9 protein-coding genes and 3 pseudogenes are annotated in these 12,780 nt (G+C 69.8%); 8 read left to right on the top strand and 4 right to left on the bottom strand.

The annotated features are described in order from the left end of the window. Positions 1–105: 105 nt before the first annotated feature. A pseudogene (locus tag HHL19_RS17975) lies at positions 106–450 on the top strand (transposase); the annotation flags it as partial. Between the two features lies 1 nt (position 451). Here the strand turns inward: HHL19_RS17975 and HHL19_RS17970 are convergent. Next, positions 452–4,669: a trypsin-like peptidase domain-containing protein gene (locus HHL19_RS17970; protein ID WP_346770284.1), complete on the bottom strand. Its 4,218-nt coding sequence runs from the start codon at positions 4,667–4,669 to the stop codon at positions 452–454. A 108-nt stretch (positions 4,670–4,777) separates the two neighbouring features. Further along, positions 4,778–5,161 (bottom strand): CU044_2847 family protein, encoded by a 384-nt coding sequence (locus HHL19_RS17965; RefSeq protein ID WP_169090756.1) that lies wholly within the window; start codon positions 5,159–5,161, stop codon positions 4,778–4,780. Between the two features lie 273 nt (positions 5,162–5,434). Here HHL19_RS17965 and HHL19_RS17960 point away from each other — a divergent pair. Then, positions 5,435–6,811: pseudogene (locus HHL19_RS17960) on the top strand (IS1380 family transposase). A 210-nt stretch (positions 6,812–7,021) separates the two neighbouring features. Beyond that, positions 7,022–7,818: pseudogene (locus HHL19_RS17955) on the top strand (IS5 family transposase); the annotation flags it as partial. A 20-nt stretch (positions 7,819–7,838) separates the two neighbouring features. Here the strand turns inward: HHL19_RS17955 and HHL19_RS17950 are convergent. Next, the gene (locus HHL19_RS17950; protein ID WP_169090754.1) at positions 7,839–8,345 is read right to left on the bottom strand and encodes a DinB family protein; all 507 of its coding nucleotides are present in this window, start codon (positions 8,343–8,345) and stop codon (positions 7,839–7,841) included. 240 nt (positions 8,346–8,585) lie between these two features. On the opposite strand from HHL19_RS17950, the gene rpmF reads away from it, so the two are divergent. The 4 genes from rpmF to HHL19_RS37340 all read left to right on the top strand — a co-directional run bounded on the left by rpmF (position 8,586) and on the right by HHL19_RS37340 (position 11,464). Then, positions 8,586–8,756 (top strand): 50S ribosomal protein L32, encoded by a 171-nt coding sequence (gene rpmF / locus HHL19_RS17945; RefSeq protein ID WP_169090752.1) that lies wholly within the window; start codon positions 8,586–8,588, stop codon positions 8,754–8,756. A gap of 4 nt (positions 8,757–8,760) precedes the next feature. Next, a complete protein-coding gene (locus tag HHL19_RS17940) occupies positions 8,761–9,960 on the top strand; it encodes a GTP-binding protein (RefSeq protein WP_169091172.1) in 1,200 nt (399 codons plus the stop codon). A gap of 746 nt (positions 9,961–10,706) precedes the next feature. Continuing rightward, on the top strand, positions 10,707–11,039 hold the full coding sequence (locus tag HHL19_RS17930) for a MarR family winged helix-turn-helix transcriptional regulator (RefSeq protein WP_206325269.1): 333 nt from the start codon (positions 10,707–10,709) through the stop codon (positions 11,037–11,039). 218 nt (positions 11,040–11,257) lie between these two features. Continuing rightward, on the top strand, positions 11,258–11,464 hold the full coding sequence (locus HHL19_RS37340) for a hypothetical protein (protein WP_240981655.1): 207 nt from the start codon (positions 11,258–11,260) through the stop codon (positions 11,462–11,464). A 66-nt stretch (positions 11,465–11,530) separates the two neighbouring features. On the opposite strand, the gene HHL19_RS17920 is transcribed toward HHL19_RS37340, so the two are convergent. Beyond that, complete coding sequence (locus HHL19_RS17920) at positions 11,531–12,484, bottom strand: hypothetical protein (RefSeq protein ID WP_169090750.1); 954 nt, start codon at positions 12,482–12,484, stop codon at positions 11,531–11,533. A 114-nt stretch (positions 12,485–12,598) separates the two neighbouring features. Between HHL19_RS17920 and HHL19_RS17915 the strand changes: the two genes are divergently transcribed. After that, positions 12,599–12,739 carry a hypothetical protein gene (locus tag HHL19_RS17915; protein ID WP_169090139.1) on the top strand — a complete coding sequence of 47 codons (141 nt, stop codon included), beginning with the start codon at positions 12,599–12,601 and terminating at the stop codon, positions 12,737–12,739. Positions 12,740–12,780 lie beyond the last annotated feature (41 nt).

The raw sequence follows: 12,780 nt of genomic DNA, 5'->3' as shown, positions 1-12,780 counted from the left end.
GTGGGCTGTCCGAAGCTTGATCAAATAAGCGGAGAGTGCTCCTGAACTGCAACGATGGGACTTGTCTAGGGCCCATGTCGGCGCAAGAAAAGAAGCACTCTCCAGGTGAAGAAGCGTATCGGGTCCTACCCGCGCGTCCGCGTCGAGGGCGGCGGCCGGGCAGTGGTCTCGCAGGCCGGGAGCGTGCTACTGGTCGAGACCGTCCGCAAGGCCGGTCTCGACACCGCGATATCAGTGGCACTGACACCGTCGCGGAGGGCTCGGGCGGTGCACGATCCGGGCAAGGTCCTGCTGGACGTGGCCCTGGCGGTCGCGTTGGGCGGGGACTGCCTCGCGGATGTCGGCATGCTGCGAGCGGAGCCGGCCGTGTTCGGACCGGTGGCCTCCGACCCGACGGCCTCCCACCTCGTCGACGCCCTCGCCGCCTCCGGCGAGAAAGCAGGACGAGCGTCTACCGGGGCGCGGGGCAGATGCCGGTCGGCAGACCGGCAGGGAGACCGCCGCGTTCATCGGTGGTGAGGCCGCGTCCGAGGACGGCGCACACGTGGCGCTTCCACAGGCTCGGGTCGAGGCGGAGCAAATCGATTTTGCCGCCGGTTGTGGGGTTCCGCAGCAGGGCTTTGCCGTCGTCGGCTGCCGCGAGGAAGCCGTACTGCTGCGCGAACTGATAGGTCTCCCGAAATGCAGGGTTGTCCGCCTGGAGGAACTGCACGGAGTTGTTGTTGGCCAGGAAGAACCCGGCGCCTGGGGTCACGCCCGCCGCCCACCGATTCGGGTTCAGCGGTCCGAGCGGGCCCACCATTCTCTTGGGGGCCTGCCCGGGGCGCACCGACCACAGTTCCACCATGCCTCCGGTCGTCATCACAGCCATGTACTGCGGGTCCCGCAGGAACACGGCCACGTTGAGGTCGGCGTCAAGCCGTATGCGCAGCTTCTCCGTCTCCTTGCCCGTTGCCAGGTTCACGGCGTGCACGTCCGGTTCGTTACCGACAGTGACTCGTATGTGCCCCGGCTCGGGGTGGTGGCCCGCGAAGTACGTCGGCTGGCGCTGCGTGGTGAGCGCCAGGTCTCGCAAGTCGATCGGCGGGGTGAGGCGGCGGCCGTCGTGGGCGTTCCAGTGTTCGACGTGCGGGCCGGCGATCGTGATGAGCCGGTCGTCGTCGAGGAAGTGGAACGCCAGCAGTTCGCGCTTGCCGTCGATTCCGGCGGGCGGTTGGACGGTGGTGAACTCGGCTACCTGGTGCAGGGAGGGCAGCGCGCGTACCGTGATGCGGTTCCGATCAGAGACGTCCGCGACCAGTGTCGAGGAGCCGTTGACCTGGATCTGCTGCTTCGCGTCCGGGGGCGTGTCGGTGGGGGTCCGTACTTCGGCGAGTGTGCGTTCTTTGCCCTCCGTCTCCATGACGCGCAGGCTCTCGCCGTTCCTGCCTACGCGGACCACCATCCTGCCCCCGTCGCCGAGCAGTCGGGGAGGGCTGTAGGAGACGCCCCCGTCGTCGTTGGTCAACGCCCACCCGGTGATGGCGTTGTCCTCTTTCGTGACGACGACGGGATCGCTCGCTGTGCCCAGGAGCGGCATCCGCTCGATCGCCTGGGCGAACATGGGGCCGAAGAACTTGGCTGCTCCGTCCGCCCGCGCCGATGCAGCGGTGGCGACGATGTTCCAGGAGCCACTCGTGCCCATCACTGCGAAGCGCTCGCCCTTATCGGAGACGGACACGTCGGCGCATGAGGTGTCCTTCCCGAGGTCGAATCGGCGCAAGACCTGTCCATCGGCCACGCGGACGGCTTGGTAGTGGGCCGACCCGAGCGTGTTCGGATCCGGCTTTTCCCTGCATACGACAGCAATCCTGCCGTCACCGGAGACCGCGTGGCCGTCGTACCCCAGGTCGGCCGCCAGTTGGCGCACTGTGCCAGTGGCGATGTCGACCGCCACCAGTGCGGAGTTCTTCGCCGGCGCGGGGCTGTGCAGACCTACCAGAGTGTTCCCGTCAGGCCCGAACCACACCTCGGTGAGCCGGGTGACCCGCTCGGGCAGTGCCTGCGGCCGTCCCGTTTCCAAGTCCCAGACCTGGACCGGCAGTGCCGCATCCGCCGCGGACACCCCGACCAGTCGGCGGGCGTCCGGCGAGAAGTCCATGATCTTCATGTTTCCGAAGCTCAGGCCCAGCGGGCGATCGGTGAGCGCACCCTGGAGCCGGTGCGGCGGCCCGACCAACTGCTGCTGAGCGGGCGTCACGTCATGCCAGACCACCGCGCCGTTCTTGTCGATCACGTAAGCGATGCGCTGCCCGTCGCGGCTGACCACCGGAGAGGCGACGTTGTCGGCGAGGCCGAGCGGTTCCTGTCGCACCTCGCCCCCGGCCGAGCGGACGAACAGGGTGGCGCGGCCGGTCTCAGACGTCACGAGCGTCACCGCGCCGTCCGCGCTCATGGCTGCGGCACTGTTCGTACCCTCGGCACCCGTCAGCATCCACGCGGCGCCCCGCATTGCGTCGTACCGGCGCATCAGCGCACTGCGGGCCTCTTGCGTCGGCGCGGTTTCGTACGCTGCGAGCGCGGCCAGTGCGGCCTGACCGGGGTTGACTTCCACCAGCTCGTCCGACTGGATCGCAAGCGCCCGCGACAGCCCTTCGGCCGCTCGCTGCTCACTCACGTTCGATTCCTGTATGAGAGATGTGACCAGCGCGGCGATCACGACGAGCACCAGCGCACCGGCCACCACGCCCGCCCGAGCCCACGCCAGCCGGGCCCGTCGGCGGCGGCGGGCCTGCCCCAGGAACTCCCGCTGCTCTGCGGTCAGGTCACGCTCGCGCCCGCGTAACCTCGCTTCCACTGCATCGAGCTGGCGGGGGCCGGGCAGCAGGCCGGCCGCCCCGTCCGCGTTCCGCCACCGTTCCAGGTCATGCTGCACATCCGCGCGGACCGCCAGGAAATCAGCGCTGGCACGTACTTCCTCAGCGAGCGCAGGCCAGGCGGCGATCAGTGCCTCGTGGGACAGCTCCGCGCTCTCGGGGCGGCCGTCACCGCCGTACAGGACCAGCAAGCGCCGCTCGGCCAGCGCACGAACCAGGCGCCAGGACTCCTCCTCGGTCTCGCCGCGGGTCAGCACTCGCCGCAGGGGGGCCTCGCCGCCTGGCAGCACCCGCACCAGCCCGGTCAGCAATAGCCGTGCCTGCGCCTCCTGCCCTGGTCTGACACACGACCGCCACGCCGACTCGGCATGGCGCCGCAGCGCACCGGCCACTCCGCCGAGTTCCTCGTACGTCACCGCCCGGAGCCGTCCGACGGCGCGGCGTTCCCACAACTGCTCCAGGACGAAGCCCAAAAGCGGGAGGATCCCCGGCTCGGCACCCGCGTCATCGAGGATGCGGGTGACGAGCCCGGGATCGTACGCGACGGCCGGAATCGCCTTGAGCGGTTGGGTGATCACGGCGTGCAGCTGATCCCGTGCCATGGGGGTGAGAGGGAGCGTCACTCCGCGCCTCAGCGCGGGGCCCAGCTGCGGGTGGCTCAGCGCGGCGTCCATGAAATCTGCCCGCAGAGTGAGAAGGACCCTCAGGCCGGCCGGCTGACGCTTGAGGAACAGCAGCGCGACGGCTTGGGCGATCTCCGGCTCGGGGCGGTTCAGCAGTGCCTCGGCCTGGTCAACTACTACCAACAGCTGTGCCGAACGCCGACCCGTCGCCCGGTGGTAGGCGCCGGTGAGCCCCAGCTCGTCCAGCCACTGCTCCACCTGGTCGGCGCTGTCCGCCCGGGCGGGACCGTGGCGCCCTGAGAGGGCCGCCTCGAAAATTTCCGTCGCGAGTTCCGACCGGGGGGAAGCGGTACCGCCGAAGTCGACGACCAGGACCTCGTGGCCATCTCTGCGCATCCTCGGCACGACACCGGCGAGGGCGAGGGACGATTTCCCACAGCCGGAGGGGCCGTACAGGGTGACGGTGCCGTGGTGGCCCCGCAGCGCCGCGACCGTCTCGTCGACCTCGCCGTCCCGCCCGAAGAACACATCCGCGTCGTCCTCCTGGAGCGCGGTCAGCCCTCGGAAGGGCGCGGCCGGCAGCAGGATGTCAGCGAGTCCGGGTATCTCGCGCACGAGCGTTGCGGTACGCAGCACGAAGACCTGCTGCGTTTCCTGCTCCGGCTGTGCCGCGACCACGAGGCCGACTGCCGCGCCCAGTTCGCTGTCCCAGACAGGACTGCCGCTGAAGCCCTTCCTGACATACGTCTCCTGCGCGCCGGCGCGGGAGAGTTGCAGCCAGCCTTCCTCCGTCGCCCCGCTGAACCGACCCCGGAACCACAGCACGGTCGGCTCGACGCCGGTGAATCCCACCGCGCGCGCCCCGTGCTCCCACACCCCCTCTTTGGGGTCCACCATCGGCAGAGGTCTCGTCCCGGGGACGGGGTCGCGCAGCCGCAGCAGGGCAACGTCCCCGGTACGGTCCGGGCGAATCGGAATCCACTGCTCAACCTCGGCTGTGCGTTGGCCGGGGCCAGCCGCTGCTGGCCCGGCCAACGGGAAGTCGACGGTGACCACGGCCCCAGCAGCCACCGCAGCCCGCCGAGGGCGCCCGAGGGCGTCCGACACGACATGCGCACAAGTCAGCACCAGGTCAGGGGCGACGAGGGCGCCCGCGCCACAGACCGCCCCGTCCTGCCCGGCGACCCTCACGACTGCCGAGGCTAGCGCCTCGTCCACGCTACGCGACGGCACCTCCGGACCCGACTCGGCTCCCGCTTCCCCCACCAAGCCCCCCGCCATTCCGTTCAGATGTGCCCGTCAGCTATGCGAGTCATGCTGCGCATTCTCGCCGGGCGAGGGCTGCAGGTCAGGCTTGGTCCAGGTCAGGCTCACGGAGAAATTGGCCGCGGTGGCGGTGCTGGCGATGACGACGTCCGCCTCCGCGGACAGCGACACGCCGAACTCCAGGGTGATCTCGTCGGGCGCATTAGCCAGCTCCCGGAAGCGCCCCACGAAGCTCTCCGCCACGGGCCGCACGGTGTCCAGCATCTGCCCGAACGACCGCTCGGCACGGGCTATGGACCGCCCGCCGCGACCGACCCGCACGAGGGCCTCGTCCACCTCGCGGATCTGCACGCGGACTGTCTCGCCGCCACTGTCCTCCAGCGGCACTTCTACTGTATGGACCAACCGTTCACTCACCACAGCCTCCCAATAGTCCGAAGCCGGGATGCTAGCGAAGCCAGAGGCGCTTGGGGTAGGGGTCGCCTGTCGTCCTCATCTCCGTGGCCGAAACCCGACCACAGCGCTGGCACCCACACCCACCGACGTGCTGCCTCTCGCAAGGCCTCTGCCTCCTAGTAGCCTCACGCGGGCTGTCCGAAGCTTGATCAAATAAGCGGAGAGTGCTCCTGAACTGCAACGATGGGACTTGTCTAGGGTCCATGTCGGCGCAAGAAAAGAAGCACTCTCCAGGTGAAGAAGCGTATCGGGTCCTACCCGCGCGTCCGCGTCGAGGGCGGCGGCCGGGCAGTGGTCTCGCAGGCCGGGAGCGCGCTACTGGTCGAGACCGTCCGCAAGGCCGGTCTCGACACCGCGATATCAGTGGCACTGACACCGTGGCGGAAGGCTCGAGCGGTGCACGATCCGGGCAAGGTCCTGCTGGACGTGGCCCTGGCGGTCGCGTTGGGCGGGGACTGCCTTGCGGATGTCGGCATGCTGCGAGCGGAGCCGGCCGTGTTCGGGCCGGTGGCCTCCGACCCGACGGCCTCCCACCTCGTCGACGCCCTCGCCGCCTCCGGCGAGAAGGCCCTGGCGGCGATCCGTTCCGCGCGGGCCGAAGTCCGCGAACGGGTCTGACAGTTGGCTGGCGAGGAAGCGCCCGAGGCGGGTGGAACGGTGACCGTCGACCTCGACGGGGTGCTGGTGATCTCGCACTCCGACAAGGAGGATGCGGCCCCGACCTGGAAGCGGACCTACGGTCATCACCCTCTGATGGGGTTCGCCGACCACGGGCCGGGCGGCACCGGTGAGCCGGTCGCGGCCCTGCTCAGGCCGGGCTACGCGGGCTCGAACACTGCCGCCGACCACATCACCGCCACTCGCCTGGCGCTGGCCCAGTTGCCGATAAAGTACCGGCGCGGGCGCCGGACCTTGATCCGCACCGATTCCGCAGGCGGCACCCACGACTTCGTCGACTGGCTGTCCCAGCGCGGCCGGTGGCTTTCGTACTCGGTTGGAATGATGATCACCGACGCGATCCACCAGCACGTGCTCAAGGTCCCCGCGTCGGCCTGGACGCCGGCCGTCGAGCCCGGCGGCGAGATCCGGGACGGGGCCTGGGTCGCCGAGATCGTCGGTGACGTGCTGGACGGCTGGCCGAAGGGGATGCGGCTGATCGTGCGGAAGGAACGGCCACACCCCGGGGCCCAGTTGCGACTCACGGACGCGAACGGCATGCGTCTGACATGCTTCGCCACCAACATGCCGGGCCGTCCGATCGCCGAGCTCGAGCTCCGTCACCGGCTGCGGGCCAGGGCCGAGGACCGCATCCGGGCCGCCCGCTCGACCGGACTGCGGAACCTTCCCCTGCACGACACCGCGCAGAACCGCATCTGGCTGGAGATCGTGCAGATCGCCCTGGACCTGCCGGCCTGGATGCCGATGCTCTCCCTGACCGGCGAGGCCCGCCTCTGGGAACCCCGCCGCCTGCGACTTCGACTGTTCACCACGGCCGGACAGCTCGTGACCACCGGTCGTCGGCGGTTCCTTCGCCTTGCCGGGCACTGGCCCTGGTCCCGCCACATCACCGCCGCCCTCGAACGGCTCGCGCTCCTGCCGAACCCCGGCTGACCAGCAGATCCACCCGTCCCTTCGAGAGAACCCCCAGACCGGAGCAGTGGAACCCGGCGTCCACCCGAGACGACACTCGGGCCCTCAGCCTGCCCAGCCTCCGCCACCGGCAACAAGATGGGCCGCCGACTCCGTCGGCGACCCATCAAGAAAGATCGAGGCTAGGGCGTGTATCAGAAGTGGATCTTGGGTGTGAGATGATCTTTCTTCGTGGCGCGTGGAGATCTGACAGACGCGCAGTGGGCCCGGCTGGAGCCGCTGTTGCCGAAGGGCAAGAAGCCGGGACGGCCACCGGTATGGACCCGGCGGCAGCTGGTCGACGGCATACGTCGGCGGACCCGGACCGGAGTGTCGTGGCGGGACGTCCCGGAACGGTGTGGACCGTGGGCCCGCGTGTACGACCTGTTCCGGCGCCGGCAGCGGGACGGGACCTGGCAGCGCATATTCACCTCGTTGCAGGCCCAGGCCGATGCGAAGGGCCTGATTGCCTGGGAGGTCAACGTCGACTCCACCGTCTGCCGGGCCCACCAGCACGCGGTCTGGGCACGGAAAAAAGGGGACCTGCAGAAGGAACCGCCCGGCGGTGTTGCTATCGAGCCGCACGACCATGGCCTTGGACGCTCGCGCCCGTCGAGCAGGGGCAGAAACCCATGTCCGTCGTGATCACCGCCGGGCAGCGCGGAGACTCTCCGCAGTTCGAGCCCGTTTTGGCGAAGGTACGCGTGCCCCGCATCGGATCGGGCCGGCCGCGCACCCGGCCCGACCGCGTCCGTGCGGACAAGGCATACGCCTCCCGCAAGAACCGCGCCTACCTGCGGCGTCGCGGCATCCGATGCGCTATCCCGGACAAGACTGACCAGGCGCGCAACCGCAAGAAACTCGGCTCCCGCGGCGGCCGTCCGCCGAAGTTCGACACGCAGGACTACAAGGCTCGGCCTGCAGTTGAGTGCGGTATCAATCGCCTCAAAAGGCACCGTGCCGTGGCGACGAGATACGACAAACTCGCGGTCCGCTATGAGGCACTGCGTCACCTGCCGACGGACCCGTCAGCCTGCTCGCGGAGGATGTCGGCATGGCCCGCATGGCGAGCCGTCTCTTCGATCATGTGCACCAGCACCCACCGCATCGTTCGCACAGCCCCCGCTGTGCCTGCTGCCCGGGCACACGGACGGTTCAAGTCGTCGCAACGCTCGACAATCTCGTTGGACCGCTCAATGGCCTGGCCATAGGCAGCGAGAAGACTGTCCTCACTGTCACGCTCGGAGAGATCCATACTGAAGTCCGGATGCGCGATGTCGGCACCCTCGAAGGCCCAGGCGAACCAGTAATGCTCTGCCGCGGTCAGGTGCTTGACCAGGCCGAAGACACTGGTACCGGAGGGCACTCCAGGCGTTCGCCCCTGGCCGTCGCCAAGCCCTTGCGCCTTCGCGGCCACTGCTTCACGGACGTAGTTCAAGAACGCCAGCAGCGTCGACTTCTCGTCGGAGTCGCCGCCGGGAGGGCCTATGTCAGGGCGTCGTTGCGTCTCTGTCACCGAGACACCCTAGCTTGATCCACGTCCGATACACCCTTAGGTCGCCCAGTCTCTGCCGGAGCAGGCGAGGTCGGCGGCACGGCAGGCCGCCGCGGCCGGCAGGCATGGCACGACCTCCAGTGGTTCCCGCCCGAGGGGCTGCGGCTGACCGACGCGACAGCGCCCGGAGAGGCCCAATTGATAATGGGTACCGTTTTAATATAGCCTCGGCGCGTCACCCCATCAGACCGAGGAGTCTCCATGGCCGTCCCCAAGCGGAAGATGTCCCGCAGCAACACCCGTCACCGCCGCGCCCAGTGGAAGGCCAGCGTGCCGCAGTTGGTGGACGTCACCGTCGACGGTGTCGTTCATCAGGTGCCGCAACGGCTGGTGAAGGCGTACGAGCGTGACCTCGTCCGGCCTGAGGGCTGAGCAGTTGACCTCGTACGAACGTCTGCCGGTGACGGTGCTGTCCGGGTTCCTCGGGGCGGGGAAGACGACCTTGCTCAATCACGTGCTGGCCAATCGCGAAGGCCTTCGGGTCGCGGTGATCGTCAATGACATGAGCGAGGTCAACATCGACGCCGCGCTCGTCCGAGGCGGCGAGGCGGCGCTCTCGCGGACCGAGGAACGGCTGGTCGAGATGACCAACGGCTGCATCTGCTGCACCTTGCGCGACGATCTGCTGGAGGAGGTCGAACGGCTCGCGCGTGAAGGGCGGTTCGACTACCTGCTCATCGAGTCCAGCGGCATCTCCGAGCCGATGCCGGTCGCGGCGACCTTCTCCTTCCCCCGGGACGACGGCGCCACCCTCGGCGACCTGGCCCGCCTCGACACGATGGCCACCGTCGTCGACGCCGCGAACTTCCTCCGCGAGCTCGACGACGGCGAGGAGCTCACCGCCCGCGGCCTCGCGCCGTACGAGGACGACGAGCGGACCATCAGTGATCTCCTCGTGGACCAGGTCGAGTTCGCCGACGTCATCGTCCTCAACAAGCTCGACCTCGTCGACCCCGAGAAGGCCCGTAGGCTCCGGGCGGCGCTGTCCCGGCTCAACCCGGAGGCGCGCATCGTGCCCGCCGTGCGGGGGCGGGTGGCGCTGCAACAGGTGCTGGGTACCCGGCTGTTCGACGTCGAGAGGGCTCAGCAGGCGCCGGGCTGGGTGAAGGAGCTCAACGGCGACCACGTCCCGGAGACCGAGGAGTACGGCATCTCCTCCCTGGTCTTCCACGCCGATCGCACCTTCCATCCCGCGCGGCTGTGGACCCTGGTCACCGAGGGCCTCGACAGCGGCGCCTACGGGAGGATCCTCCGCTCCAAGGGTTTCTTCCGGCTCGCCAGCCGGCCTCGGGTGACCGGACTCTGGTCGCAGGCCGGCGCCGTCGCGCGGTTCGAGCCGGCCGGCGTCGCCGGTGGCGTGGAGTCCGGGCAGGGTCAGAGACAGGAACTCGTCTTCATCGGCACCGACTTGCGCCCCGATGCGCTGCGCGCCGCACTGGACGCCTGCCTGCTGGCCCCGGGCGAACCCGTACCCGCCGAGGACGAGTTCCCCGAGTGGGAGACCTACGGCATCGATGACACCTGCGACCACGAACTCGGGCCCGAGCGCGGGCGCGGGCGCGAGGACGCGGCCTGACGCATCAAGCCGGAAGTCCCGGGGGCGTACGGCTCCGGCCGCCGCCAGGTGGTCGGCGTGCGGGCGGCGCGATGGATGCATGGCAGGTCGGTCGGTGCCAGGGAGCTCTCAGCGTGCGTACCCCGCCGGGCGGCGTCCGAGCAGTGCGAGGATCCGTTCCGGGGCGGGTGCGTCGGCGGGTGTCGCGAGTGCGGGCGCGAAGGGGCTGGCGGGAACTCGCCGGGAGTCGCCGTCGGGGACGGCGCGGGCGATGGGAGCTCGGTGTCGAGGACATCCAGGGCGGGGCGTACGGGAGTCCCAGGGTGTGGGCGACGTCCCAGCCGTGCACGACGCAGTCGAGGAAGTGGAAGTCTAGGGCGCGCCGCGCTTTGGCGGAGACCCCCCGGGCCGAACTCCGGTAGGGCGCAGGGGCGGTCTGGGTCGTCGACGGCCGCGAAGGCGGCGACGACCCGGTCGGCCGCCTGCCCGTATCCCCCGTCCGTCACCTTCCGCTGCTGCTCCGGATCCGCACCGTCGCCTTCGGCCCGCCGCCGCGAAGCCGTGGTGCTGGGCCGTCATGTGGTCGAGCAGGTCCTTCAGGTCCCAGCCGGCGCAGGGTGTGGGCCTGGTCAGGTCGGCGGGTGTCACGCGGGCGACCAGGTGCACACTGTCGCGGACCACGCGGGCGTGGAGACGCCTCAGGTCGTCGAAGGCGTTCCCTTCGATATTCCACCCGGGGAGAAGAGCGTCGTCCCGATCTCGCGGCGATGATCGTGCCGCTGGGCCGCGCCCTGATGGCCGCGGAGTGGCCCGTGCTCGACGCCCACGTCCTGACCATGTGGGCGTACGCCGTCCTGCTCCACCTCGACGAGGCGCCGATCCGCACACAGGCCGCGCTGGCCGAGGCCATCGGCGCGGACAAGACCCGGATCATCGCCGTGCTCGACGCGCTGGCGGAGCGCCAACTGATCCGCCGCGCCCGCCCGTCTCCCTCACCCCCGAAGGCCGCCGGGTACGGGACACTGCCCAGCCCGCCATCCAGGAGCAGGAGGAGCGCCTGCCCGCCGGGCTGCCGGCGCGCGACCGGGAAGGGTTCCTGAGAGCACTGCGGGTCCTGAACGTCTCGCGACGGCCTGCTCCTTCTGGTTGGCCTGGCCGTTCCTACCGCGTGCGGCGGCCCGTATCAGTATTTCGAGAACGTCCAGGGGACGCGTGTGGTGCTGCGCGAGGACGGGACGGCTCTTCTGGAGAAGCTTGGCGGGGGGGCGGCCTCGACTTCGACGGCGGCTGGCGTCTCTCCAATGCGGGCACCTGGCAGTTGGCCGACTACGAGGGTGGACAGGTGGTACGTCTCGCGCTGACCGCCCGGACACGGGTCGAGAGCCGTTCCGCTGCGACGGCTTCCGCGGCGGAGGCTCCGGAGCCCCCGTCGGCGTACACGTGGTTCTTCCACGTGGACCGCGATGAGCGCGACGAGGTGAAGCTGTTCTTCTTCTACGGCGATCCCGACGTCGGGATCGCGTGACGACGGCGCCGGGGCAGTGCGTGCTCGCCGGGCGCCGGGCGCCTACGGCGGACTGCGGGCTGGGTTTCAGGATGTCGGGGTCGGCTCGCGGTGGTGGCGGACGGGGCCGTCCGTCAGCCAGGTGCCGTCGCCGAGGGGCTGGAGGTCGTAGCAGTGGGCCGCCTCGATGGCGGTCGCCTCGCCGCCGATCGTGCCCGTGCGTACGTCGACGAGGTGGAAGCGGAACCACTCCTCCCCCTCCTCGGTCTCGCCGGCGAGGGTGACCACGGCCGTGTCCGGTGTCAGATAGCCGCCGCTCCACTCCACGACGGTGTCCTCCGGGTCGTAGCCGAAGGCCTCGACCGGGAGCGTGAAGAGCACGTCGCCCGTGGGGTGGTGGTGGAAGGCCACGTCCGCCTGGCCGTGGTCGACGGTCATGAACTGCTCTCCGCCGGGGGCGAGGTCGATCAGGCAGCGGTCCACCCAGGGGTACGCCACGAACTCCACCTCGGCGTCGGCCCCGACCCTTCCCCGGAGAATCACCGAACCGTCCTGGCCCTCCCCGATGTTGAGGTAGATGCTGCCGTCGATGGGGTGCGTGGCATGGAACGCGCCGTGGCCCGCCGTATCCGTCTCTCTGCGAGCGAGAACCGCCCCGCTGTCGGCGTCGTGCACGACCCACTGGTCTCCGGCCCCGCGTCCTGCCATGGCGTCCGGCCGGTAGACCCACACGGTCCGGCCGTCCAGGGACCACGCGCAGCCGGGACGGTGGCCGTACCGCACGTCGGAGTGCGGTTCGAAGGCCGACTCCCACACCAGGTCACCGGTACGCGTGAGGCAGACGACCCGATGCGGGGTCGTGTACACGACCCGCTCCAGGTCGGGCCTGACCGCCGACTCCACCGCTTCGTCACCGGCCTGCGGGCGGAACACCACCGCGGGTTCCAGCCGTCCGGCGGCGGCCGGTTCGATCACGTAGGCGTGGATCCGCCCGTCGTGGTGGTGACGAGTGATGGCCTTCGGGGGGCGCGGAGGATTCATCCGCCGAGGCTAACGTCCGGTACGGACATCGATCAGTACGGACATCGTTCGGCCGCTGCGGGACGTTCCCGTTGGGTACGGGCCATGGGGCCGGGTCTCCTATCTGCTCCGCCGGTGGCAGTCCGAGTGCCCGCATCGGGGCGGGCCGCCCGCGCGTCCGTCCTGACCGGATCCGACGTGGCCACGCGGTACGACGAGCTCGCGGTCCGATGCGAGGCGACCGTCCTTGTCGCGGCCATCCACGAGTCGCTGTGAGCAGCGCGGTTGATACGACGCCGGCTCGGAGTCCGCGCGCA

This window comes from Streptomyces sp. R302, assembly GCF_012927245.1.
Lineage (GTDB): Bacteria > Actinomycetota > Actinomycetes > Streptomycetales > Streptomycetaceae > Streptomyces.
Note: the sequence above shows the minus strand (reverse complement) of the source record. Positions and strands in the feature narration are given on the sequence as shown.